At 63.4% G+C, this 22,246-nt stretch carries 23 protein-coding genes; 9 read left to right on the plus strand and 14 right to left on the minus strand.

The features are described 5' to 3' along the window. The first annotated feature begins 17 nt into the window (after positions 1 to 17). Positions 18 to 1,475 (plus strand): NAD-dependent succinate-semialdehyde dehydrogenase, encoded by a 1,458-nt coding sequence (locus V5F23_RS10500; protein ID WP_338498324.1) that lies wholly within the window; start codon positions 18 to 20, stop codon positions 1,473 to 1,475. Between the two features lie 40 nt (positions 1,476 to 1,515). Next, positions 1,516 to 2,604 (plus strand): tartrate dehydrogenase, encoded by a 1,089-nt coding sequence (locus V5F23_RS10505; protein ID WP_212803637.1) that lies wholly within the window; start codon positions 1,516 to 1,518, stop codon positions 2,602 to 2,604. A 102-nt stretch (positions 2,605 to 2,706) separates the two neighbouring features. Here V5F23_RS10505 and V5F23_RS10510 read toward each other — a convergent pair whose 3' ends face one another. The 4 genes from V5F23_RS10510 to V5F23_RS10525 form a co-directional block, all read right to left on the minus strand. Next, complete coding sequence (locus tag V5F23_RS10510; RefSeq protein WP_338498326.1) at positions 2,707 to 3,414, minus strand: cupin domain-containing protein; 708 nt, start codon at positions 3,412 to 3,414, stop codon at positions 2,707 to 2,709. Between the two features lie 41 nt (positions 3,415 to 3,455). Beyond that, entirely contained in the window at positions 3,456 to 4,313 is an 858-nt protein-coding gene (locus tag V5F23_RS10515) for a GNAT family N-acetyltransferase (RefSeq protein WP_123578795.1), read from the minus strand. A 253-nt stretch (positions 4,314 to 4,566) separates the two neighbouring features. Further along, positions 4,567 to 5,661 carry a DUF6161 domain-containing protein gene (locus V5F23_RS10520; protein WP_052497383.1) on the minus strand — a complete coding sequence of 365 codons (1,095 nt, stop codon included), beginning with the start codon at positions 5,659 to 5,661 and terminating at the stop codon, positions 4,567 to 4,569. Positions 5,662 to 5,816: 155 nt separating this feature from the next. Continuing rightward, positions 5,817 to 6,743 (minus strand): glyoxylate/hydroxypyruvate reductase A, encoded by a 927-nt coding sequence (locus V5F23_RS10525; protein WP_042730600.1) that lies wholly within the window; start codon positions 6,741 to 6,743, stop codon positions 5,817 to 5,819. A gap of 287 nt (positions 6,744 to 7,030) precedes the next feature. Between V5F23_RS10525 and gabT the strand changes: the two genes are divergently transcribed. From gabT to V5F23_RS10540, 3 genes are all read left to right on the plus strand, one after another. Further along, entirely contained in the window at positions 7,031 to 8,323 is a 1,293-nt protein-coding gene (gene gabT / locus V5F23_RS10530) for a 4-aminobutyrate--2-oxoglutarate transaminase (protein ID WP_042730599.1), read from the plus strand. Positions 8,324 to 8,385: 62 nt separating this feature from the next. Beyond that, positions 8,386 to 9,042, plus strand: a complete 657-nt coding sequence (locus V5F23_RS10535; RefSeq protein ID WP_042730598.1) for a 2-haloalkanoic acid dehalogenase — start codon at positions 8,386 to 8,388, stop codon at positions 9,040 to 9,042. A gap of 45 nt (positions 9,043 to 9,087) precedes the next feature. Beyond that, positions 9,088 to 9,576 carry an Lrp/AsnC family transcriptional regulator gene (locus tag V5F23_RS10540; protein ID WP_042730597.1) on the plus strand — a complete coding sequence of 163 codons (489 nt, stop codon included), beginning with the start codon at positions 9,088 to 9,090 and terminating at the stop codon, positions 9,574 to 9,576. 1 nt (position 9,577) lies between these two features. Here V5F23_RS10540 and V5F23_RS10545 read toward each other — a convergent pair whose 3' ends face one another. The 6 genes from V5F23_RS10545 to V5F23_RS10570 form a co-directional block, all read right to left on the minus strand. Then, positions 9,578 to 11,743 carry an ATP-binding protein gene (locus V5F23_RS10545; protein ID WP_047735655.1) on the minus strand — a complete coding sequence of 722 codons (2,166 nt, stop codon included), beginning with the start codon at positions 11,741 to 11,743 and terminating at the stop codon, positions 9,578 to 9,580. Between the two features lie 230 nt (positions 11,744 to 11,973). After that, positions 11,974 to 12,927, minus strand: a complete 954-nt coding sequence (locus V5F23_RS10550; RefSeq protein WP_042730595.1) for an alpha/beta hydrolase — start codon at positions 12,925 to 12,927, stop codon at positions 11,974 to 11,976. Positions 12,928 to 13,114: 187 nt separating this feature from the next. Further along, positions 13,115 to 14,026, minus strand: a complete 912-nt coding sequence (locus tag V5F23_RS10555) for a LysR family transcriptional regulator (protein WP_338498329.1) — start codon at positions 14,024 to 14,026, stop codon at positions 13,115 to 13,117. Between the two features lie 100 nt (positions 14,027 to 14,126). Continuing rightward, positions 14,127 to 15,107 carry an MBL fold metallo-hydrolase gene (locus tag V5F23_RS10560; RefSeq protein ID WP_338498331.1) on the minus strand — a complete coding sequence of 327 codons (981 nt, stop codon included), beginning with the start codon at positions 15,105 to 15,107 and terminating at the stop codon, positions 14,127 to 14,129. Positions 15,108 to 15,344: 237 nt separating this feature from the next. Then, positions 15,345 to 15,503 (minus strand): DUF2986 domain-containing protein, encoded by a 159-nt coding sequence (locus V5F23_RS10565; RefSeq protein ID WP_080964271.1) that lies wholly within the window; start codon positions 15,501 to 15,503, stop codon positions 15,345 to 15,347. Between the two features lie 57 nt (positions 15,504 to 15,560). Continuing rightward, a complete protein-coding gene (locus tag V5F23_RS10570; RefSeq protein ID WP_338474552.1) occupies positions 15,561 to 16,382 on the minus strand; it encodes a helix-turn-helix transcriptional regulator in 822 nt (273 codons plus the stop codon). A gap of 95 nt (positions 16,383 to 16,477) precedes the next feature. Here V5F23_RS10570 and V5F23_RS10575 point away from each other — a divergent pair, with 95 nt between their 5' ends. After that, positions 16,478 to 17,689: an MFS transporter gene (locus V5F23_RS10575; RefSeq protein ID WP_042728459.1), complete on the plus strand. Its 1,212-nt coding sequence runs from the start codon at positions 16,478 to 16,480 to the stop codon at positions 17,687 to 17,689. A gap of 119 nt (positions 17,690 to 17,808) precedes the next feature. On the opposite strand, the gene V5F23_RS10580 is transcribed toward V5F23_RS10575, so the two are convergent. Continuing rightward, complete coding sequence (locus tag V5F23_RS10580; RefSeq protein ID WP_042728460.1) at positions 17,809 to 18,171, minus strand: helix-turn-helix domain-containing protein; 363 nt, start codon at positions 18,169 to 18,171, stop codon at positions 17,809 to 17,811. 112 nt (positions 18,172 to 18,283) lie between these two features. Between V5F23_RS10580 and V5F23_RS10585 the strand changes: the two genes are divergently transcribed. The 3 genes from V5F23_RS10585 (at position 18,284) to V5F23_RS10595 (ending at position 20,368) form a co-directional block, all read left to right on the plus strand. Next, positions 18,284 to 19,018 (plus strand): SDR family oxidoreductase, encoded by a 735-nt coding sequence (locus V5F23_RS10585; protein WP_042728461.1) that lies wholly within the window; start codon positions 18,284 to 18,286, stop codon positions 19,016 to 19,018. Between the two features lie 141 nt (positions 19,019 to 19,159). Continuing rightward, positions 19,160 to 19,915, plus strand: a complete 756-nt coding sequence (locus tag V5F23_RS10590; protein WP_080922018.1) for a DUF4253 domain-containing protein — start codon at positions 19,160 to 19,162, stop codon at positions 19,913 to 19,915. A gap of 18 nt (positions 19,916 to 19,933) precedes the next feature. Then, complete coding sequence (locus V5F23_RS10595) at positions 19,934 to 20,368, plus strand: DUF6678 family protein (RefSeq protein ID WP_042728463.1); 435 nt, start codon at positions 19,934 to 19,936, stop codon at positions 20,366 to 20,368. A 48-nt stretch (positions 20,369 to 20,416) separates the two neighbouring features. Here the strand turns inward: V5F23_RS10595 and V5F23_RS10600 are convergent, their stop codons facing one another. Genes V5F23_RS10600 through V5F23_RS10610 form a run of 3 tightly spaced genes read right to left on the minus strand, consistent with a single transcriptional unit; the run spans position 20,417 to position 22,120 of the window. Beyond that, positions 20,417 to 21,058 carry a LysE family translocator gene (locus V5F23_RS10600; protein WP_042728464.1) on the minus strand — a complete coding sequence of 214 codons (642 nt, stop codon included), beginning with the start codon at positions 21,056 to 21,058 and terminating at the stop codon, positions 20,417 to 20,419. 47 nt (positions 21,059 to 21,105) lie between these two features. Further along, on the minus strand, positions 21,106 to 21,414 hold the full coding sequence (locus V5F23_RS10605) for an AzlD domain-containing protein (RefSeq protein WP_042728465.1): 309 nt from the start codon (positions 21,412 to 21,414) through the stop codon (positions 21,106 to 21,108). After that, positions 21,404 to 22,120 carry an AzlC family ABC transporter permease gene (locus V5F23_RS10610; protein ID WP_042728466.1) on the minus strand — a complete coding sequence of 239 codons (717 nt, stop codon included), beginning with the start codon at positions 22,118 to 22,120 and terminating at the stop codon, positions 21,404 to 21,406. The genes V5F23_RS10605 and V5F23_RS10610 overlap by 11 nt, the downstream gene beginning before the upstream one ends. Positions 22,121 to 22,246 lie beyond the last annotated feature (126 nt).

A 22,246-nucleotide genomic window follows, 5' to 3' on the forward strand; every position in this document is an offset into this window, starting at 1 on the left:
CGGAACAGGACACGACCATGCTCAAGAATCGCCTGAAAGATCCCAGCCTGCTGGTAGAACTCGCCTACATCGATGGTCAATGGGCCGCCGCTGATGACGCGGCCACCCTCGACGTGCTGGACCCGTCCAGCGGCCAGTGCCTCGCGCGGGTGCCGGCGATGCAGGGCGGCGAAACCCACCGCGCCATCGAGGCCGCCGAGCGTGCCTGGCCAGCCTGGCGTGCGCGCCCGGCCGCCGAGCGCGCGGCGCTGCTGGAGCGCTGGTACCAAGCCATGATCGACAACCTCGACGACCTGGCGCTGATCATGACCTGTGAACAGGGCAAGCCGCTGAACGAAGCCAAAGGCGAAATTCGCTACGGCGCCAGTTTCGTCAAATGGTTTGCCGAGGAAGCCCGCCGGGTGTACGGCGAGACCATCCCGACACCCAGCGGCGACCGGCGCCTGCTCACGCTCAAGCAGCCGGTGGGCGTCTGCGCGGCCATCACACCGTGGAATTTCCCCAACGCGATGATCACCCGCAAATGTGCGCCGGCCCTGGCGGCGGGCTGCCCGGTGATCGTCAAGCCGTCGGACCTGACCCCGTTGTCGGCGCTGGCGCTGGCGCTGCTGGCCGAGCGGGTGGGGATTCCGGCCGGGGTGTTCAACGTCGTCACCGGCCTGCCCACGGCCATCGGCGAAGCGCTGACCAGCAACCCGGTCGTGCGCAAGATTTCCTTCACCGGCTCAACCGCCGTCGGCCGTTTGCTGATGCGCCAGAGCGCCGAGCACATCAAGCGCCTGAGCCTGGAACTGGGCGGCAATGCCCCGTTCATCGTGTTCGACGACGCCGATCTGGAGCAAGCCGTGGCCGGCATCATGCTCAGCAAGTTTCGCAATGCCGGCCAGACCTGCGTGTGCGCCAACCGCATCCTGGTGCAGGACGGCATCTACGAGCGTTTCGCCGCGCGCCTGGTGGAAGAGGTGGGCAAGCTCAAGGTTGGTAGTGGCCTGGAGGCTGACGTGACGATCGGCCCGCTGATCAATCCGGCCGCGGTCGACAAGGTTGCCCGGCACATTGACGATGCCCTGAGCCAGGGTGCTCGGCTGCTGTGTGGGGGCGTGCCTGACGGCGACAGCCAGTTCGTCCAGCCGACGGTGCTGGGGGAGGCCCACGCCGGCATGTTGTTGGCCAGCGAAGAAACCTTCGGCCCGGTGGCGCCGCTGATGCGCTTTAGCACCGAGCAAGAAGCCCTGGCCCTGTCCAATGCCACCCCCTATGGCCTGGGGGCGTACTACTTCACCCAGGACCTGCGCCGCTCATGGCGGGTCGGGGAAGCGCTGGAGTTCGGCATGGTCGGCCTCAATACCGGGATCATTTCCATGGAGGTCGCGCCGTTCGGCGGGGTCAAGCAATCCGGCCTGGGACGCGAAGGCAGCAAGTACGGCCTGGATGAATACCTGGAAGTCAAAGCCTTCCACATCGGTGGGCTGTGAGCCGGTCACCGTTCGAACCAACACCGTGGAGCCACGATAGATGAATAGACCCTTTCGAATCGCCGCCATTGCCGGCGATGGCATTGGCAAGGAAGTCCTGCCGCAAGGATTGCGGGTACTGGAGCAGGCCGCAAAAACATGGCAGCTGGCGCTGAGCATCGAAGTGCTCGACTGGGCCCACTGCGACTACTACCTGGAGCACGGGCAGATGATGCCCGCCGACTGGTTCGAGCGCCTCAAGGGCTTCGACGCGATCTACTTCGGCGCCGTGGGTTGGCCGGACAAGGTCCCGGACCATGTGTCGCTGTGGGGCTCGCTGCTCAAGTTCCGCCGCGACTTCGACCAGTACGTGAACATCCGCCCGGTGCGCCTGTTCCCCGGCGTGCCGTGCCCCCTGGCCGGACGCGAAGCGGGGGACATCGACTTCGTGGTGATCCGCGAGAACACCGAGGGCGAATATTCTTCCGTCGGCGGCAAGATGTTCGAAGGCACCGAGCACGAGTTCGTACTCCAGGAGTCGGTGTTCACCCGGCGCGGTGTCGATCGCATCCTCAAGTTCGCCTTCGACCTGGCCCAGGCCCGGCCGCGCAAGCGCCTGACGGCGGCGACCAAGTCCAACGGCATCTCCATCAGCATGCCCTACTGGGATGAGCGCACGGCGCTGATGGCCGAGCAGTACCCGCAGGTCCAATGGGACAAGCAACACATCGATATCCTGTGCGCGCGTTTCGTCCTGCAACCGGATCGGTTCGACGTGGTGGTGGCGTCCAACCTGTTCGGCGACATCCTCTCCGACCTGGGTCCGGCCTGTGCCGGCACCATCGGCATCGCGCCCTCGGCCAACCTCGATCCGCAGCGGCGCTTTCCGTCACTGTTCGAACCGGTGCATGGTTCGGCGCCGGACATCTATGGGCAGAACATCGCCAACCCGATCGCGATGATCTGGTCCGGGGCATTGATGCTCGACTTCCTCGGCAACGGCGATGAACGTTACCGCGCCGCCCACGACGGCATTCTCAAGGCCATCGAGCAGGTGATCGCCGAAGGCCCGATCACCCCCGACCTGGGCGGCCAGGGCTCGACCCAGGACGTCGGCAGGGCGATTACCGAGGCGCTCCGGGCCGATTGAACGCCATCCACTCGCAGCACCTTTGCCCGCGCACACTGCGGGCTTTTTTATGGGACTGCGCAGGTAAACCCTGTGGGTGGGGCGGGGGGGATTCAACCTGTCCTACCTGACGACATACACCTTGCGCACATAGACCAGGCTCTTCCAGGCACACGGCGCATTCAGCGGCACGAACACTGTATCGCCCGTGCCGACCAGCAGTTCGCGGCCATCGGCGACTTGGAGGGTGACGCTGCCTTCGAGCAGGTGCATCAGTTCATGCAGCTTGTGCGGTCGTGAGCCGCGGGTGTAGGGCGTCGAATCCCAGAGGCCGACGCGCAGGTCGGTGGCCTCCTCGACGAACAGATTGTGCGAGCGACATTGCGGCGTGGCACTGAGCAGGATCTGCGCATCGGGCGCCGCCGAAGGCGAGAGCAGGGTGTGGGCGGGCAGTGCCGTGAGCACGGGCATCCGCGTGTCGATCGCCTGCGTATCGGCGCAGAAGGCCCAGAGCGACTGAGGGTGTGCCTCGACCTCCAGTGACGTCCCGCGGCCGATCACCGCGCTGTCCCCTGGTTTGAGCTGCAGCGTGTGCGCCGGGCTACGCAGGGTGACGTCGCCGGCGTGCACCACGATCGTTTCACTGAACGGGTAATCCTCGACGGTCAATCGTCCGCTCGCCCGGACCACCCCGGCCGCCATGCCATCCGCGCCATGGTAGGCAATGAGCCTGTCGAACGGATCGTTGGGCCCCAGGGTGCCTTCGGTGAACGGGGTCGAGGGGAGGCGGCCGTCGGCGTGGGCCAGCAGCATGGCGGTGGGTTCGAGCATGGCGATGATTCTCTTGGAATGTTGTTCGGAACGGTAAATGCTCAGCCGACGGCCTGGGTCGCCAGCGCGAACTGCTGCACGCCGCCGCTGGGCTGTGGCGGCGTGCCCCGGGCCATCTGGGCGACGCTGTCGACCTGCTTGAGCCCGGCGTCTTCCAGCCAGGGCGCCAGGCCCGTGTGGACGGGAATGTCGATGCGCACGAAGGCGTCCGGCACCCGGGCCAGCAATTGAGTGATCAAGTGCCGGGCCTGCTCGGCGGTTTGCGCCACCACCGGGCCAATGCAGCGGCCACGGCCAAAGGGGCGCAACAGGGCGAAGGCGCACAACTGGCCGTCGCGTTCGATGCCCACCGAATGCTCGACGACCTCGAACAGGTCCGTCAGCAGGGCTTCCCGATCCAGCCCGCTGCCGGCGTTGGCCAGTTGGATCAGGCGGGCGTTGTCGGCGCTGGTCAACGCCCGGCAATGCTCACCGGCGGCCAATGCTTGCAGGGCCGGCACCCGCGCCTGCCCTTGATGCTGCTGGACATGCCCGAAGTCGACGAAACCCTGGCTGGCATACAACGGCGCGCCGGCCAGCGTGGCATTGAGGATGGCCGTCCGCGTGCCGCAGGCCTCGATGGCCAGTTCCATCAACTTGCGCCCGATTCCCTGGCCCTGGTACTCGTCGCTGACAATCACCAGGCCGATGGTGGCATGGCCGCCCTGAGGGCAGGTGAAGGCCGAACCGATCACGCGGCCTTGGTCTTCCACGACGAACCCGTGGGCGACACGCTGCAACATGGCCCAGTCTTCCAGCCGATGAGGCCATTTCAACTGCACCGACAATGCGTGCGCCGAAGGGACATCGGCGGCCGTCATGGAACGGTAGGAATAGGTGGGGCGTTGCGCATTGGACATGGCGAGTCACCGCTGGAAAAGGTGCTTGATGGGGGCGGATTCAACCGCTGCTGGTGCTTGTATCTCACCTGCAACGGGCCCTGACAAGCGCCAGCAATTGATTCGGCAGGTTAGGTAAGCCGGGGCTTTTGCCGCCACATTTCTTGCTCAAATGCGCGGCTTGGCCAGCAGTAAATACCGGGCCATTTTTCAGTGGCCCGACGCGGGGCTTGCCGTGTATCGCCTGTCACGCGACGGGCCTTTGGGCGGGCGATCAGCCTTTTTTCAAGGTCGACAACAGGTCGGTCAGCCCAGGCATGGTCGGGCCGGACTCGTTGGAGATGAGCCCGGTTTCCGAACGACTGAACAGCGACTGCAGGATGATCTTTCGCGACTCTTCGTCCACTTGCGTGTCGTTGTTCAAGGACAGGTACAGGTGCGTGAGCTGTTCTCGTTCCTCGGCATCCCGTTGCAGGTGAAACGCGCTGAAGATCAGCTTGGAGAGCGTCCTGACGGTAAAGGCCAGCGTCGACAGGAGCGAGACGAAAATCAGCGCGCCTTCAATCTGACTGAGCCCCACCGGAGTCCGCGCGCCACTCAACCAGATGTTGAAAGACGTCCATAGCCAGATGACAGAGACGAACAGGATGACGCCGAGCACGCCGGTCCAGATGTAGCCGCGGGTCTGGTGCTCGCTGGCTTTCTTCGCCCAGTAGGTGGCCGGTCCCTCCAGACGCAGCTTTTCCCGGTAGGTGGCTTCCAGCGTGGTGAAACGCTGGGTCCAGTCCTCTTTTTCGGTCTTGTGCCAGTCGGAAAACGTATTCAGCTCTTTTTCAGCTTTGCGGGTGAGCCTGGCTTTGGCTTTGAAGAACTTGGAATGGACGTCGCGCAGGGCCAAGGTTTGCGCAGCGGCACGGCCAGCGAAGGCGCTTTCCAGGGGCAGCTTGAACTCATAAGCCGCCAGGTAGCCCGTCAGGTGATCGAATGAATCCAGGTGCTCGCTTTTTCCAAGGAAGATCCCGTCATAGAAGCCTTCCGCCACCCCCGGTTGTTGTGCGTGCAACTCCAGCCATTTGCGCGTTGCGGGGGACTCGCTGTAGAGCCAGACATCCGAGAGTCTCTCTTCGGGCTGGTCATCGTAGATAAAGTCGTTCTCATTGACCTCGATCTCGTATCGGAGGACGGCCAGGCTGTTGGCCAGGTTTTCGAAGGCTTGGTGCTTCGCAGACATATTTTTGACCTGGAGCGCTTCATGTTGCGCTTTCCAGAAGCTCAGTTCGTTTTTCATGAACTCGCATTTGGCGGCGATGCTTTCGAACACATAGCGTTCGCCGTTCAAGGTGATCAGCGTCCTTGCAGCTTCATTCATGCAGGCGGTCCATCAGAAGTTGAAGGCTAAATGCTATCACTTCGGTGGAGGCCAGAGGTAGTTGGCGTGCTGTGGGGCAACAGCGCAGCCCGGCGGGATAAGCGCCTTGCCACGGCTGCACGCCTCTTGTCGGCCTGGCCTTGCGCCCGTCGCGGTCAGTAACTGCGCGCTCGGTCCACGCATCCCAGCATCGGTTCGCCCCGTTGATGCCGACGAATGTTTTCCAGCAACCCCGCAAAGGCGCTGTCGGGTTGCGTCATGGCGGCGATGTGGGGCGTCAGCAGGATCTGCGGATGAGTCCAGAACGGATGGTCCGGCGGGGCCGGCTCCTGTTCCAGGACGTCGAGCACGGCAGCGCTCAATTGGCCGCTCGCCAGGGCTTGGAGCAGGTCCGCTTCGACCAGGTGCCCTCCGCGGCCCATGTTGACCAGCGCGGCCCCCTTTGGCAGGTGCTGGAACAACGAGCGGTCGAGGATCCCACGGGTCTGCTCGGTCAGCGGCAGCACGCACACGACGATGTCGCACTGGCCGAGAAAGGCCGGCAGTTGTTCGGTGCCGGCAAAGCAGGTCACCCCGTCGATGCGATGTTCGCTACGCGCCCAACCCGACAAGGCGAAGCCGAAGGCCTGCAGGGTGGTGAGTATCTGCCGTGCCTGCAAGCCCAGGCCCATGACCCCGACCCGGCGTTGTTGCGCGGGCACCAGCCGGTGCGCCTGCCAGTTCCCTTGGGCCTGTTGCTGGCGGTAGCGCAGCATGTCGCGGTGCAGGCCGAGCACGGCGAAGCTGGCGTATTCGCACATGCCCTGGGTGATGCCCGGGTCGAGCAGGCGCACCACCGGCAGCGTGGCCGGCAAGCGGTCGAGGTTGAGCTGATCGACCCCCGCCGACAGGGCGAACAGCACTTGCAGGTTCGGCAGCAGTGTCTGGATGTCGTCCGGTGCCTGCCAGGCCGCGAGGTAGCGGATTTCCCGAGGGTCGCCGATGTCTGGCCAGGCACGCCATTGGATGTCCGGCGCGTGTTCGGCGAACAGCCGTCGCCAGTGTTCACCGCGTACCGGGTCAGCTTTGTAGAGCAGGGCCATGGATCGCTTCTCGCCTGAAATCAAGGAGCCTCAAGCATGCCTCAACGGCGGAGCAGGATCTGTCGAAAGGGGCGGCGATAAAACCCGGCGCTGCGTTGCAGGGCCCTCGGGGCGGCAGATTCGATGGGCCTGGGGCGCCTTGGCGGATTCTGCTGTTTGCCGACGTGTAAACAGTCGATCCGAATTTCTCAGTGACCAAGTTCGGCTTAGACAATCGTGTCGAACGCTTAACCTGTGATCACACCGCAGCCGCTTCCCGGGTGCGAGGCTCACGATGGGAAATGCCAATGAACAGTAAAGTCGAAGAAACCCCAAGTCTGCTCCGTCAACGTGATCAATTCGTGCCCCGTGGCCTGGTCACCGCTCACCCCTTGGTGATCGACCGGGCCCAGGGTGCGCAACTGTGGGACGTGGACGGCAAGCGTTACCTGGACTTCGTCGGCGGTATCGGTGTGTTGAACATCGGCCACAACCACCCCAAGGTCGTCGCGGCGGTGCAGGCCCAGTTGCAGAAGGTGTCCCATGCCTGCTTCCAGGTCGTGGCCTACACGCCTTACCTCGACCTGGCCCAGCGGCTGTGCCGGATGATCGGCGGCGAGCAGGCCTATAAAGCGGCGTTCTTCACCTCCGGCGCCGAAGCGGTGGAAAACGCCGTGAAGATCGCCCGGGCCCACACCCAACGCTCGGCGGTGATCGCCTTTCGCGGCGGGTTCCACGGCCGGACCTTGCTCGGCACCACGTTGACCGGCATGAGCCAGCCGTATAAACAGAACTTCGGACCGTTCGCCCCGGAGGTCTTCCACACGCCTTATCCGAATGCCTATCGCGGCGTTACCAGCGAGATGGCGCTCCAGGCCCTGGACGAATTGCTGGCGACCCAAGTGGCGCCCGAGCGCGTCGCCGCCATCATCATCGAGCCGGTGCAGGGCGACGGCGGTTTCCTCGCGGCCCCCGCCGAGTTCCTCCAGGCGCTGCGGGCGCTGACCGAGAAGCACGGTATCGTGCTGATCCTCGACGAGATCCAGACCGGGTTCGGTCGCACCGGTAAATGGTTCGGTTACCAGCACGCCGGGATCCAGCCGGACCTGGTCACCGTCGCCAAGAGCCTGGCCGGAGGCTTGCCCTTGTCGGGCGTGGTCGGCAAGGCGCAGATCATGGATGCGCCGCTGCCGGGCGGGTTGGGTGGCACTTATGGCGGCAACGCGCTGTCGTGCGCGGCGGCGCTGGCGGTGATCGACGCCTACGAGCAGGAGCATCTGCTGGCCCGTGGCGAAGCCCTGGGCGAGCGCCTGCGCCAGGGCTTGTTGCGCTTGCAGGCCCGCTACCCGCGTATCGGCGACGTGCGCGGCAGCGGTTTCATGCTGGCGATCGAGCTGATCCAGGACGACGAAGCCCGCACGCCGGATGCCGAGTTGAACCAGCGGCTGATCGACGAGGCCCGGCTGGGCGGGCTGCTGGTGATCAAGTGCGGGGTCTACCGCAACGTCTTGCGCTTCCTGGCGCCGCTGGTGACCGACGAGGCGCAGGTCGACGAAGCGCTGCAGATTCTCGAGGGCGCGTTGGCGCGGGTCATGAATTGAATCGCCACACTCGGCGCAATTCCTTGGAAGAACGGCATTAGGGACTCATCAGAGGTTTACCCATGAGGCTGACTGAATATCGAGCGTTGTTGATCGACTGCGACGAGGTTCTGGTGGACCGCGATTCCGGTGTCTGGACGGCGTTGCAGCCGCTGTTGGAGCAGCGTGGCGAGCCGCAGGACAAGGCCCGGGTGTTGGCCGAGTTCGACGAGGTGTTGCAAGCCTTGTACCCGCGTTTCGGCGAGCTGGGCTTCAGTGGCCTGCTGTGCTTTGCCCACCGTCAACTGGCCGAACGCTGGAGGCTCAAGGTCAGTTGGGAGGAGGGCATGAGTTTCGCCCGCTCGGCCGCCAGTTGGTCGTTGTTCGAGGATGGGCCGGGTGCGATGCTCTACCTGCGCAAATTCTATCGCCTGCTGGTGCAGGGAGACCGGGATGCCGAAGATCGCGGTGTGTTGTGCGAGCGGCTGGGCATCGAGCCGGAAGATTTCATTTCCCTGGCCAGCGATCCCTTGCAGGATCACGCCTGGTTGCAGGCCAATGCCCTCGACGCCGAGGCTGTCCTGCGGGTGACCCGCCCGGGCGCCCGTGCATTGGCCGTCGGGGCGGCCTGCCTGATCTGTCGCGACCCCGACAAAGCGTCCCGGCCGTGCAGCGCGGACTACTGCATCGACAGCATGGCTGACCTGGTGGCTCAGCATCAGCTGTCTTTACGACGCTGATTTTGTTAGAAGATTGTCTTACAAACGGCAGGCAAGAGGTATGCGATGGAAGGTTTAGCGAAACTGGACCGGATCGACATCAGCATTTTGGTAGAGCTTCAAAAAGACGGTCGCATGACCAACGTCAGCCTGGCCGATGCCGTTGGCCTGTCGGCAAGTCCCTGTCTGCAACGGGTCAAGCGGCTGGAATCGCTGGGCTATATTTCCAGCTACAAGGCCCATCTGAACCTGGCCAAGATCACCGATTCGGTGACGGTCTTCACCGAGGTCACCCTGAGCGACCACAAGCGCGAGGATTTCGCCAAGTTCGAATCCAATATTCGCCTGGTGGATGAAGTGCTCGAATGCCACCTGATCAGCGGCGGCTACGACTACCTGGTGCGCTTCATGACCCGCAGCATCCAGGATTACCAGGACGTGATGGAAAGTCTGTTGGACCGCAACATCGGCATCTCCAAGTACTTCAGCTACATCGTCATCAAGTCTCCGGTGCGCAAGGACGAGATTCCGCTGCGCAAGCTGCTGCGCCATTGAGTCAGCGCTTGGCCGACTGGATCAGCGAGCGCACCCGGCGCCCCAGGTCGGTCAGGCTGAAGGGCTTGGTCATGATCCAGGTCGTCGCATTGGCGCTGACCAGGCTTTCCCCCTCGGCGAAGCCGGTGATGAACAGCACCTTCAGCCCCGGGTCGCGCTTGCGCAATTCGTCGGCGAGACCGATGCCGTTCATGGCGCCGGGCAGGCCGATGTCGGTCAGCAACAGGTCGATGGCCCCGGCTTTTTCGGCTTGCTGCAAGGCCGAGACACTGTCCAGAGCCTCGACGACGCGATAACCGGTTTCCGCCAGGTACTCCGAGACCATCTGCCGGATGGCCGCTTCGTCGTCCACCAGAAGGATCGTTTCGTTGCCGCCGGGTTGCACCGGCGCCACGCTGTCGGGCGCGGCGGTTTTCGTGCGTTGGGAGGCGCGGCGCGCCACCGGGAAATACATCGTCACCGTCGTACCTTCGCCGACATTGCTCTGGATCCTGACGTGCCCTGCGGACTGCTGGGCAAATCCGTAGATCATCGACAGGCCCAGCCCCGATCCCTCGCCCAGGCGCTTGGTCGTGAAGAAAGGGTCGAACACCCGGGACAGGATGTCGGCACTGATGCCCGTTCCCGAGTCCGAGACCGCGATCGCTACATACGGCCCCGGCGGCAACAGTTTTGCGTCGGCGCCGTTTTCCTCGATCACGTAGCGGTGGACGTCGAGCTTGAGGACACCGCCTTCGGGCATGGCGTCCCGGGCGTTGATCGCCAGGTTGAGCAGGGCATTCTCCAGTTCGTTCGGGTCGCACTTGATCGGGTCGTTGTTGCGGAACGAACACTCCACAACGATGTTCGGCCCCACGGAGCGGCGGATCATTTCTTCCAGGCCGGCCACCACCTTGCGCGGTTCGAGGACGGCCGGTTGCAGCGATTGCTGCCGGGAAAAGGCCAGCAGCCGCTGGGTGAGGGCGGCGGCCCGGGTCGCCGAGGTCAAGGCAACGGCGTTGTAGCGCGACAGCTCGGCGTACTGCTGGTTGTCGATGCGCCGCTGCATCAGCTCCAGGCTGCCCGTGATGCCTGCCAGCAGGTTGTTGAAGTCGTGGGCGATGCCGCCGGTGAGCTGGCCGACCGCTTCCATTTTCTGGCTTTGCCGCAGCTTCGACTCGGCCAGGGCGCGCTCGTGCTGTTCGGCCTCCAATTGCCCGGTACGCTGGGCGATGCGTGCTTCGAGCTGGTCGTTCCAGTCTCGCAATGCGGCTTCCAGCTGCACCCGCTCGTTGATGTCTTCGACGGTGCCATACCATTGTTCGCAGTGCCCGGCAGCGTCGAGGCTGCACAACGCCCGGACCCTGAACCAGCGGTATTCGCCGGTGTGCCGGCGCAGGCGAATCTGCGCGTCGAAGGGTTGCAGGCTCGCCAGGGACTGGTTCCACGCCCGGGCGATGGTGAGCTTGTCGTCGGGGTGCGCGGCGTTCAACCATTGGCGCCCCAGCGTCTGCTCCGGGGTCCGGGCGGTGTAGTCGTACCAGCGCGGATCCAGCGACAGCAGCGCGCCATCGCTGGTGGCCGTCCAGGGCCAGAGTGGGTTGAGCTCGGCCGCGATCCGGTAGTGCCTTTCACTCTCGCGCAGCTTTGCCTCGGTCAGGCGCATGGCGTGCAAGGTCACGGAGCGCTTCAAGGCCGCCCCGATCAGGTTGGCGTAGCCGCGCAAAAAATCGATATCGCTCTGGGTAAACTGTCGTGGATGGCGACAGTCGACCTCGAAGATCCCGAACGGTCGCGCTTCGGTGGCGCCATGGACCAGCACGTTGACGAAAGCCTGGACGCCGTTCTGGATCTGGAAGTCGTGATAGCGAAAACGGGTTTCGGTGGCGATGTCCGTGGAAATCACCGCACTGCCGGTGTCCAGCGAGTGGCGTTCGGGGGTGCCGTCCAGCGCCTGCACCCGGACCTGGCCCACCACGCCCGGGGCCCAACCGACTCCGTTGCGCACGGTCAGCGTGAGCCCGTCCTCTTCCAGCAGCATGAATTTCGCCATGTGGGTTTCGAGTGCATCGCCCACCAGACGGCACGCCTCGTCGAGGATGTGCTCCAGGTCGTCCGACACCAGCGCCAGCTCACCGAGTTCGGCCAGCACCTTGCGTTGGCGCAGTAACGTATCTTCCATTGCCATGTGGGTCACCCTTGCTCCGTCTTCCATATCCGAGGGCCGGGCGCAGACTAGGTTCACACGAATCGATGACCGTGCCTGTTCACTTCACCTGTGGGAGTGAGCTTGCTCGCGAAGGCGGTAGGTCAGGCGCTGCAACATGGCTTGATCCACCGCCTTCGCGAGCAAGCTCGCTCCCCCATGGACTGCCTGGTTGCGGGCTATCCCTGGGGAAGCGAGTGGCTTGCGCAGCGTTATTGCTGAAGAAACTTCAACAAGTCCTGGTTCAGGCGATCCTTGTGGGTCTCGGTCAGGCCATGAGGGGCCCCGGCGTAGACAATCAGTCGGGCGCCCTTGATCAGTGCGGCCGAGGCTTTGCCCGAGGCGTCGATGGGGACGATCTGGTCGTCGTCACCGTGGATCACCAGGGTCGGCACGTCGAACTTCTTCAGGTCGGCGCGGAAATCGGTGGCCGAGAACGCCGCGATCGAATCGTAGGTGTTCTTGCTGCCACCTTGCATGCCTTGCGCCCAGAACGACTGGATCAGGCCTTGGGACGGTTTGGCGCCCTTGCGGTTGTAGCCATAGAACGGCCCCGAGGCGATGTCCAGGTACAGCTGCGAGCGGTTCTCCAGGGACGCTTTGCGCAGGCCGTCGAACACCTCGATGGGCAGGCCGCCGGGGTTGGTGTCGGTCTTGAGCATCAACGGCGGCACGGAGGACACCAACACGGCTTTCTTCACGCGTCCGGTGCCGTGGCGACCAATGTAGCGCGCCACTTCACCGCCGCCCGTGGAGAAACCGACCAGGGTCACGTCCTTCAGGTCCAAAGCTTCGATCACGGCTGCCAGGTCATCGGCGTAGTGATCCATGTCGTTGCCTTCCCAAGGCTGGCTGGAGCGACCGTGGCCGCGACGGTCGTGGGCAATCACGCGGTAGCCCTTGGAGGCGAGGAACATCATCTGCGCTTCCCAGCTGTCGGAGTCCAGCGGCCAGCCGTGGCTGAACGTCACGACCTGGCCATCACGTGGGCCCCAGTCCTTGTAGTACAGCTGCACGCCATCTTTTGTGGTGATGTAGCTGGCGGACTGGATCACGCTGCCGACCGCGGACACCGGGGCGGTGGCCTGGGACGGGGTGGCGGCTTCGGCGCCGAGGGAGGCCAGTGCCAAGGTGGCGACGGCCAGGGTGCGGTTCAGTGTGTTCATGGTCTCTCTCCTAAGGGGTTGGTCTGTCTGGTTGCGACCGTTGTCGATCGCTTGGTGTGCAGATTAGAGAGGGACGCCGATGTCGAGAACGGTGCGGGTATTGATAGCAACTATGCGCTTGACCGATAGCTGGGCTTCGCTCCGCTGGGTGGGTGCGAACCTGATGGGAAAGAGGCGCTGAGACCTGCTAGGCAGGCTCCACCTGCGCCGCCAGGTAAACTTGGCGGCGCAGCCATTGGTGCCCGGCATCCTTGTTGTTGCGCGGATGCCAGGCCAGCGACAGGCGCAGGGTCGCCAGTTCGATGGGGGGCTCGAACAGGTCCAGGCGGTCGCGGTACTGGGCAAGGAAACGCGCGGGCAGGGTGCACACCGCATCCGTTGCCGCAATCAACGAGGGCGCGAGGGCATAGCTTTGAATGGAAAACGCCACGTTGCGCACGCGGTTCAGCTCCACCAGTGCATCGTCGACCACACCTGCGAAGCGTCCGCCTTCGGAAGAGACGAGCACGTGGTCGAGGGCGCAAAAAACGTCGAGATCGAGCGGGCCGGTTCCCCGTGGGTGGCTTTTGCGCTGGGCGGTCAGGAAACCGTCCTCCCAGAGGGCGCGCTGCATGACATCGTCACGCAGGGCCTGCGGCACGGTGATCAGCAGGTCGATCTGCCCTTGCTCCAGGCGCTCGAACACATCGTGCGCAGGCTGAACGAAAGCCAGCTTGGCGTGCTTGGCCTCTCGCGCCAGGCCGGCGCAAAGCGCCGGTGCGAGGAGCGCTGCCGGCGTTTCGAATAACGCGATGACGAAGGTGCGGGTCGTTGTGGCCGGATCGAATGCATCGGGTTCACTGGCCAGGCGTTTGAGGCCTTCGAGTACCTGCCGCAAGTCTTGCTCCAGCGCTTGCGCCCGGGGCGTGGGCACGACGCCTCGGCCGTTTGCCGCCGGCACGAACAGCGGGTCGGCGAGGATGTCTCGCAAGCGTGCCAGCCGCGCTGACAGGGCCGGTTGGCTGATGCCCAAGCGGGCGGCGGCCCGGGTGACGTTGCGTTCCTCCAGCAGCGCCTTGAGCGTCAGCAGCAGTGCCGCGTCGAAATCCGTGTAGTTCATCATGATCTCCCGATCAGCGCCTTCAGGCAGGCGGCTGTACGGGCATCAAATCAAACCAGGCAGTGGTCTGTACAGGGCGGCCCGGGCTTGCTCGCCCGTCTCAGTCACGGTTGCGATAGTCGGCCGGCACCCATTCATAGTGCCCGGCTTGCGCGCGAAGGTGGCCTATCCCCGGGAACGGCAAGTGCGCGGCCGCCGACAGGCGCGCCTCGTTGGCCGAGGCCTTGAACTGCTGTTGGCGCTGGGCGCGTGCGCGGTTCTGGTCGACGTCGAAAGTGACCGTCACGTCAGGTCGGGCAAACTGGACCGGGCCGACGTGGAGGAGATCGCCCCAGAAATCGATGCTCTCACCCTGGCTTTCGACCCGGTAGACGCTGTGGCCCGGGGTATGGCCAGGTGTCGGGATCGCCGTGATGCCGGGCACCAGGGTCGTAGGGCCGCTGAAGGTCTTGACTCGGCCTGCATCGACGTAAGGCCCAACGGTCCTCTGGCTCTTCTCCAGGTCCTGGGGTTTGAGCCCTTTGGTCAGATTGGCCGGGTCGAGGAAGAAATCGACGTCGGCCTGGGCCACGTGGACGGTCGCATTGGGGAACATCATCTGCCGGTTGCGCGACAGCCCGCCGGAGTGATCCGCGTGGATGTGGGTGAGCAGGACGTCGCTGATGTCCTCCAGTTTATAACCGGCCGCCGCCAGGCTTTGGGGCAACTTGCCCGCCACCTGGCCAAACAGCTCGCCGGCTCCGGTATCCACCAGCAGCACCCGTGGGCCGGTGTCGATCACATAGGCGTTGATCGACGTCTCGACGGGGTTGCGAATAAAGCCTTTTTTCAGCAACGCATCGATCTTCTCGGCGCTGATGCCTCGCAGCAGCGGGTGCAGGTCCAGCGGCAGCGTGCCGTCGCTCAGGGCGGTGATCTGGAAGGCGCCGACCTGGAATCGGTAGACACCTGCCACCTGCGGTTTGTGGATGGGTAAGGGCTCCGCGACCGGTGTCGCGGCGGCATTTACCGAGGTGATCGTCCCCGCCAGAACCAGGGTGGTAAACAGTGTCGCGAGCGGGAGGGGGACTTTGTTGAACATGTCGAAACTCCTTGATAGCGCAGGCTTCGTTGATCGCGCGAATCAGCGTAGGTCAGGTGCGCACCAGGGAGAACGGTTGTGTTGGTTATACGAGGCATCGGCCCGGTGGATGGCCAGCAGTTCAAGCCGTGGGCCTCCAGTGGGATGCAGGCTACAAAGCCGGGCGGAGTGTCAGGCAGGTGAAAGTGGGAAGTGCTGGCGCCTTCGCGAGCTTGTTCGCGAAAGTGGCGCACCCCCTCAATGCTCGACAGGCGCCTCCGGCGCTTGTTCAGCCTCGGCCGCCAGTTTCAGGCGATCCGCCTTGCTGATGTACTTGGGTTTCTGCGGGGCCAGTTTGGCGCTGGCCTTTTTCGCATGGGCCTGCAGCAACTGCTTTATTTTCTTGCGACGATTCATGACGGCTACTCGGTGTGTAAGCGCGCGGATGATATCAGCAGCGTGAAGCGCGCGGCTCTATTTGAAGAACGTGCTCGGTGTCTTGCCAAACTGCTTGCGGAACATGTTGGTGAACGCACTCGGGCTTTCGTAGCCCAGCGCCAGCGCAACGTCGATGATCTTCTCGCCCATTGCCATGCGCTCGACCGCCTGCAACAGGCGCACCTGCTGCCGCCACTGCCCGAAAGTAATGCCGGTTTCCTTGCGGAACAGCCGCTGGATGGTCTTCTCGTCAAGGCCCAGGCGGGCGCTCCAATCCGACAGCGTCGAGCCGTCGGCGGGGTCGCCTTGCAACGTGACGCAGATCTTCTTGATGCGCCGGTCCGCCGGTTGTGGCAAGTGCAGGGGCAGGGTGGGGAGCAGGGCGAGTTCATCGAGAATCAGCTGCATCACCCGGGCGGCTCGGGTGTTCGGGGCATAGGGGAGTTGCAGGTGCACGGCAACCTTGATCAATTCGCTCAAGAGGGCGGAAATGCTCACCGCCTTCGTTTCCGTCGGCAGGTCTGCGGCGGCATCGGGCCGGACAAACAGGCTGCGCATTTTCACGTGCCCGACGCAGCGCACCGAATGCACCTGCCCGCAGGGCATCCACAGCCCTCGATTCGACGGCACCGTCCACTGACTGGACGCCGTGTGCACCACCATCACCCCTTCGACAGCGTAGATCAGTTGGTGCTTTTCATGGGAGTGCGAGGCGATCAGCCAATTGTCCGGGTAATCGGTCGCCCTCCCGATCATCGTCCAGGCGCCTTCGTCGATCTCGAGCAATGCTTCATTCAACGGTTTGATCATGATGTCCTTTTTGCGACGGTTGATTCCCTTGTCCAGTGAGACAGACATTTTTGTGGATTCTAGGATGATGCCGCGCCTGTCAGAAAGTGCTGTCACCTTCTGCCTACGTTTTTTTTCAGACCCATCGCCTGGAAGCTTTTGTCATGTCCACCACCGCCACAGCCTCGACCACGGCCTCCGTCGTCAATCAAACGAGCCCGCTTGTTATGCGGGTCATCGGTGCCTGCGCCCTTGCGCACCTGATCAATGACCTCATCCAGGCCGTGCTGCCTTCCATCTATCCGATGCTGAAGGCCAACTACGGCCTGACCTTCACCCAGGTGGGATTGATCACACTGACCTTCCAGCTGACGGCCTCGCTGTTGCAACCGTGGGTGGGCTATCACACCGACCGTCATCCCAAGCCCTGGCTGCTGCCCGCCGGGATGGTCTGCACCCTCATCGGCATTCTGATGCTGGCGTTCGTCGGCAGCTTCGGTGCCATCCTCCTGGCCTCCGCGCTGGTGGGCATTGGCTCGTCGACCTTCCACCCGGAAACCTCGCGCGTGGCCCGCCTCGCTTCGGGCGGCCGCTATGGCCTGGCGCAGTCGACCTTCCAGGTCGGCGGCAACGCGGGCAGCGCCTTCGGCCCGCTGCTGGCCGCGGCCATCGTGATCCCTTATGGCCAGGGCCACGTCGCCTGGTTCGGCTTGTTTGCGGCATTCGCGATCCTGGTGCAGTACGGCCTGAGCCGCTGGTATCGCAACCACCTCAACCTGTTCAAGCTCAAGCAGGGCGGCAAGGCGACCCACGGCCTGTCCAGGCAGCGAGTGACCGCGGCCCTGGTGGTCCTGGCGTTGCTGGTGTTCTCCAAGTATTTCTACATGGCCAGCTTCACCAGTTATTTCACGTTCTACCTGATCGAAAAATTCCAGCTGTCAGTGACCAGTTCCCAGCTGTACCTGTTCCTGTTCCTGGGATCGGTGGCCGCTGGCACCTTCTTCGGTGGCCCCATCGGCGATAGGATCGGCCGCAAGAAGGTCATCTGGTTCTCGATCCTGGGCGTGGCGCCGTTCACCCTGGCACTGCCCTACGTGGATCTGTTCTGGACCGGCGTGCTGAGCATGATCATCGGTTTCGTCCTGGCCTCGGCGTTCTCCGCCATCGTGGTTTTTGCCCAGGAACTGGTGCCGGGCAATGTCGGCATGATTGCCGGCGTGTTCTTCGGCCTGATGTTCGGCTTTGGCGGCATCGGTGCCGCGCTGCTGGGTTACCTCGCCGACATCCACGGTATCGAATACGTCTACACCCTGTGTTCCTACTTGCCGTTGCTGGGTGTGCTGACGGTCCTGTTGCCGTCCACCAAGGGCGTCTGAACCGCAGGTGCGCCTTGCGGCGCACCTGCACACCATGGCCTGGAACGTCGAGCCACGAACGGTTAGTCCTGCTGTGATCGACTGACCGGGAGTCGCAGCAGGAGCCTGTTTGGCTTGTGCTATGGCAAAGCGTCGCGCTCCGCAAAGATGCCGGCTATTTGCTCCGCGTTCTCGGTCCCCCAGGTGCACAGGGGGATGATCGCCTCGGCCAGGCTACGCCCCAGCGGGGTCAGCGCATAATCCACGCGCGGCGGCACTTCCTTGTAGTCGGTCCGTGCCAGCACGCGGTCGGCTTCCAGATCCTTCAACTGCTGGATCAGCACCTTGTCGCTGACGGCTGGGATCAAACGCTTGAGCTCGCCATAACGCTTCGGCCCCTCGCGCAGGAAAAACAGGACGAGCGGTTTCCACTTGCCCGAGATGATGCGCAACGTGGCGTTGAGCCCGCAGCCGGTACCGCAGATTTCAGGAGAAAAGGTCATATTTTGATACTTACCAAAAGGTGCATACTTGTTCTTAGGTTATCAGGGCGGCATCCTCGGGCTCAACGAGCAATTTTCTGCTTGGGTTAAACGCCAACGAGGGATGCATGATATGACCAGACTGAATGGAAAGACCGCCGTGATCACCGGCGGTGCTACCGGGATCGGCCTTGCGGCGGCAAAACGGTTCATAGAGGAAGGGGCTTTTGTCTTCATTTTCGGTCGCCGGCAAGAGGCGCTCGATGCCGCCGTGGCCGAACTCGGGGCCAATGCCCGTGCGGTGAAGGGCTCGGTTTCCGACCTGTCCGACCTCGACCGACTTTACGCGGCGGTGAGGGCCGAGCGCGGGACCCTCGACATCGTCTTCGCCAACGCCGGGGCGGGAAGCCAGCTTGTGCTTGGCGAAATCACTGCCGAACACATTGACGAAATCTTCGAGACCAATGTGAAGGGGGCGATCTTCACGGTCCAGAAGGCGCTACCGCTGATGGGCCAGGGTGGCTCGATCATCCTGACCGGTTCGAGTGCCGGTACCACGGGGGCGCCGGGCTTCAGTGCCTACAGCGCCAGCAAGGCGGCAGTGCGCAACCTCGCGCGGACTTGGGCGCTGGACCTGAAGGGCACCGGCATCCGGGTGAACGTGCTGTCGCCCGGGCCGACGGCGACCGAACTCGCCAAGCAGGCGCTGGGCGAGGAGGGCATGAAGGTCTTCGCCTCGATGAACCCGCTCCAGCGCATGGCTGATCCGGCCGAGCTTGGCGCGGCGGCGGCCTTTCTTGCCTCTCAGGACAGCAGCTTCATGACCGCTGGCGAACTCGCGGTCGACGGCGGCCTGGCGCAAATCTGACTCGCTGCATAAGAGCTGCCACCATTTGATTGTGGCGAGGAGCGGTGCAACGATGGCGAGCGATCCGAGCTCAGTCGCTCGCCTCATGACTTCTATGGAGCAGGTAACCCTTCGATGGACATCCAGTTTCGCGGTCACGCAATGCCTCATAATCCGTCCGCAGGCACCTGCGATGAATACAGCGTCAGCGGCATCTCCAGCTTCGATGACGTGCACGGCGCTTATCAGCACATCGCGGCCCGTCACCCAGGTACCAAGCCATTGCTTTCGCTTGATGACCTGCACCAGGCCTGCTACACCTGCGGGCATGCACGGGACAACCTGGGGCTGGATAGTGCATCCGAGCAGGACATCGCCGGGTTGCCGCCCGAATGCTTTGAAAACGGCGAGTACCTGGGGTATCCCACGACCAAGGCCGAATTCGCCATCGGCTATCGCAATTTCATGAACCTGGTCGCGGCCACGTCATTCCAGGACGCCTGCGCCCACGGCCTGACCCTCGACACAACAGCCCTGCAAGAGTGGGAGGCGTATCAGCAAGACCCGGTGTCATTGCTCGACCAGCCGCTCTCGGCACTCGTGGTGCCGGTTGAACAGAGTTACCAGGCGCTCGCCGCTTTCCCCAACGGCTACTTCACTTGCGACCTGGACCCCGCGCAGAACTTCGCGGTGGCCCGCCATTTTGCGCTGACTCATGGTTATGAATTGATCGGGGTGGGGGCATCCTATCTCGGCTACCTGCGCGCAGAACCGCCCGCCCCAGAGGAGGCCCTTGCGGTGGCGGCGGATTTCTGTGCGTTGTACAACACCCGTGACGAAGACCGCGAAACGGTGATTGCTCGGGTCATGGCGGCGATCAACGGGCGTACGCACCTTTGGTTGCGGTATGTGGAGTAGCTGACAGGTGGACCGCGCATGAACGAACTGCCAACAGCCGGCATTGGCCACGACGAGGCGATGCGCAAGAAGATCAGCGCCGCCGTGGCTGCAAGAAACCTGGCGAGTGCGTCAAACAACACCAAGTGGGATGAACTGATCAGCCATTTCCGCCAGCGCGAGGGATGGTGCCCGTCCTGGCGGTACAAGTCAGTCTCCGGCTACATCTCGGGGTGGGATGTGGAATGGTTCTACCATTTGCCGTTTCCATTCGCCTGCGTCGAATGGTTCGACATCGGCCTGACGCAAGAAGGCCCGTTCCGGGGACGGCTGCTGGCCCGGACAACCATCGACCACACCGACGAACTATCGGCAGTGGTCGCACGGATTGGATTCGAATTCGAAGTGCGTGGCGATGTGTTGAGGATCTGGGGTTACTTGCCTAAGTGTTATGAGGATTTTCCACCCGCGTGACAAGTTGCGCATGTCGGACGAAGCCACGGAAGAGTCGCCCAAGGCCCTTCAGGAAACAGGCCGACGCATCGCAAGGATGGCGGCGCCAAAACCGATGAACGTCGAGCCCACCAGCCGGCTGATCCATATGGAGAACGCTGGACGGGTCAGCAGGCCTTTGACCTGGGCCGCAGCGGCTGCGTACAGACTCAGTGACACCAACGACAACCCCATGAATATCGAGGTGAGCAACAGGAATTGCGGCAACAGCGCTGCGCCCTGGTCGATAAATTGTGGGAAGAGGGCGGTGAAGAACATCGTCGCCTTGGGGTTGGTGGCAGCGGTCAGGAACGCCGACTTGTAGAGCTTTTTGCGCGACGGGGCTTGGACTGTCCCGTCTGGCTGGATCTGCTGGGCGAGGATCGGCTGTCGAGTGAGCAACTGCCTGGCGCCCAGGTAGAACAGATAACCGGCACCCAGGACCTTCACCGCGTTGAACATCCATTCGGAGCTGGCAAGCAGGGCACCCAGGCCGGACATCGCCGCCGCCGACAGGCAGAACAGCCCGCAGGCATTGCCCAGCGAAGACCAAACCGCGTACCGCGGCCCGTAGGCCAGGCTGTTATTGATCGCCATCACGGTCGCAGGGCCGGGGCTTGCGATGGCAATCGCGGCGACCAGGATAAAGGCCAGGATTGAGTGCAGGTCCATTGGTCTCATTCATAGGTGGTTGGAGACGGGCATAGTACAAGACAAACCTAGAATTGCCTGGATAAAGCCGCCATCAGGATCCCGGCGGCAATTGCTGGAAGCGGCTTGCGCAGGGTCAGCATCATGACGGCGGTCGTCAGCAGGGCCAGCCGCGCACCGTTGTCACCGGTGACCGCCAGCGGCGTGAGCACCGCCACCAGTACCGAGCCGGACATGGCGTTGATGAACTGCTGCACCCGGTAGTTGATCGGGACGAATGACATCACCAACACGCCGCCCCAACGCGTCGCGAGGGTCACCACGGCCATGATCAGGATGATGAGGAATGTGCCGTAGCCTGAGGTCTCAATGCTCATGTTTTTTCTCCGTCCAGACCGCGCCCAGCACACCACCGGCCAATGCCCCGGTGACCACGTGGGCGTTTTCAGGCAGGTACCTGTACGCCAGCAACGACGCACCGGCGGCCACGCTCCAGATGATCAGCATGCGCAGGTTCTTTTGGCCTCCGAGTACCATGGCGAGCAGAAAGCAGCCCATGACCATGTCCAGGCCGAGGCTCACCGGGTCCTGGATGACGCTGCCGAACTTCAACCCCAGCCAACTGCCGAGCGCCCAGGCCGACCACAGCGCCAGGCCACCGCCAAACAGCAGGCCCAGGCCTGGCTTGCGGTTGCTGAACGCCTGCATGGACATCGCCCAGTTGGCGTCCGAGACCACCAGCATCACGCCATAGCGCCGGGCCCGGGGCAGTTCCCGCAGCCAGGGATACAACGTGGCCCCCATCAGCAGATGCCGGGCATTGATCGCGAATACCGTCACCACCAGCGGCAGCACCGGAACGTGCGGCCCCCACAGGTCAAGCACGGCAAATTGCGCGGCGCCGGCGAATACCAGCGTGCTCATCAGCAAGGTTGACGTTGCGTCCAGGCCGGTTTGCGCAGCGGCAAGGCCGAAGGCAACGGCAAAGACAATCACGAACAGGGAAATCGGTAACAGCTGCTTGAAGCCACTCCATACCAGGTTCCTGTCCAGGCTCACGGAGCCTGCTTCGACACTTAACACACTTCACCTCAAGTCGGACCGCGATCGGGCGCTATTGTGAAAGCAACCATTGGCTTCAGAAAAGCGAATAAGTTTCATGGGTAGCATTCGAATTTCGAATGCTGATGCCTGCGCCTCAATCGCGAC

Origin of the sequence: Pseudomonas sp. WP18 (genome assembly GCF_036689585.1) — a bacterium.
GTDB classification, from domain to species: Bacteria; Pseudomonadota; Gammaproteobacteria; order Pseudomonadales; family Pseudomonadaceae; genus Aquipseudomonas; species Aquipseudomonas chlororaphis_E.

What these genes read in the sequence shown, in the direction of transcription:
- V5F23_RS10555 (WP_338498329.1), bottom strand. Translation starts at nt 14,026, where the DNA reads ATGAACTACACGGATTTCGACGCGGCACTGCTGCTGACGCTCAAGGCG.
- V5F23_RS10585 (WP_042728461.1), top strand. Translation starts at nt 18,284, where the DNA reads ATGACCAGACTGAATGGAAAGACCGCCGTGATCACCGGCGGTGCTACC.
- V5F23_RS10565 (WP_080964271.1), bottom strand. Translation starts at nt 15,503, where the DNA reads ATGAATCGTCGCAAGAAAATAAAGCAGTTGCTGCAGGCCCATGCGAAA.
- V5F23_RS10510 (WP_338498326.1), bottom strand. Translation starts at nt 3,414, where the DNA reads ATGCTCGAACCCACCGCCATGCTGCTGGCCCACGCCGACGGCCGCCTC.
- V5F23_RS10520 (WP_052497383.1), bottom strand. Translation starts at nt 5,661, where the DNA reads ATGAATGAAGCTGCAAGGACGCTGATCACCTTGAACGGCGAACGCTAT.
- V5F23_RS10560 (WP_338498331.1), bottom strand. Translation starts at nt 15,107, where the DNA reads ATGTTCAACAAAGTCCCCCTCCCGCTCGCGACACTGTTTACCACCCTG.
- V5F23_RS10580 (WP_042728460.1), bottom strand. Translation starts at nt 18,171, where the DNA reads ATGACCTTTTCTCCTGAAATCTGCGGTACCGGCTGCGGGCTCAACGCC.
- V5F23_RS10525 (WP_042730600.1), bottom strand. Translation starts at nt 6,743, where the DNA reads ATGGCCCTGCTCTACAAAGCTGACCCGGTACGCGGTGAACACTGGCGA.
- V5F23_RS10605 (WP_042728465.1), bottom strand. Translation starts at nt 21,414, where the DNA reads ATGAGCATTGAGACCTCAGGCTACGGCACATTCCTCATCATCCTGATC.
- V5F23_RS10590 (WP_080922018.1), top strand. Translation starts at nt 19,160, where the DNA reads ATGCCTCATAATCCGTCCGCAGGCACCTGCGATGAATACAGCGTCAGC.
- V5F23_RS10570 (WP_338474552.1), bottom strand. Translation starts at nt 16,382, where the DNA reads ATGTCTGTCTCACTGGACAAGGGAATCAACCGTCGCAAAAAGGACATC.
- V5F23_RS10540 (WP_042730597.1), top strand. Translation starts at nt 9,088, where the DNA reads ATGGAAGGTTTAGCGAAACTGGACCGGATCGACATCAGCATTTTGGTA.
- V5F23_RS10575 (WP_042728459.1), top strand. Translation starts at nt 16,478, where the DNA reads ATGTCCACCACCGCCACAGCCTCGACCACGGCCTCCGTCGTCAATCAA.
- V5F23_RS10505 (WP_212803637.1), top strand. Translation starts at nt 1,516, where the DNA reads ATGAATAGACCCTTTCGAATCGCCGCCATTGCCGGCGATGGCATTGGC.
- V5F23_RS10535 (WP_042730598.1), top strand. Translation starts at nt 8,386, where the DNA reads ATGAGGCTGACTGAATATCGAGCGTTGTTGATCGACTGCGACGAGGTT.
- V5F23_RS10595 (WP_042728463.1), top strand. Translation starts at nt 19,934, where the DNA reads ATGAACGAACTGCCAACAGCCGGCATTGGCCACGACGAGGCGATGCGC.
- V5F23_RS10545 (WP_047735655.1), bottom strand. Translation starts at nt 11,743, where the DNA reads ATGGCAATGGAAGATACGTTACTGCGCCAACGCAAGGTGCTGGCCGAA.
- V5F23_RS10600 (WP_042728464.1), bottom strand. Translation starts at nt 21,058, where the DNA reads ATGGACCTGCACTCAATCCTGGCCTTTATCCTGGTCGCCGCGATTGCC.
- gabT (WP_042730599.1), top strand. Translation starts at nt 7,031, where the DNA reads ATGAACAGTAAAGTCGAAGAAACCCCAAGTCTGCTCCGTCAACGTGAT.
- V5F23_RS10500 (WP_338498324.1), top strand. Translation starts at nt 18, where the DNA reads ATGCTCAAGAATCGCCTGAAAGATCCCAGCCTGCTGGTAGAACTCGCC.
- V5F23_RS10550 (WP_042730595.1), bottom strand. Translation starts at nt 12,927, where the DNA reads ATGAACACACTGAACCGCACCCTGGCCGTCGCCACCTTGGCACTGGCC.
- V5F23_RS10515 (WP_123578795.1), bottom strand. Translation starts at nt 4,313, where the DNA reads ATGTCCAATGCGCAACGCCCCACCTATTCCTACCGTTCCATGACGGCC.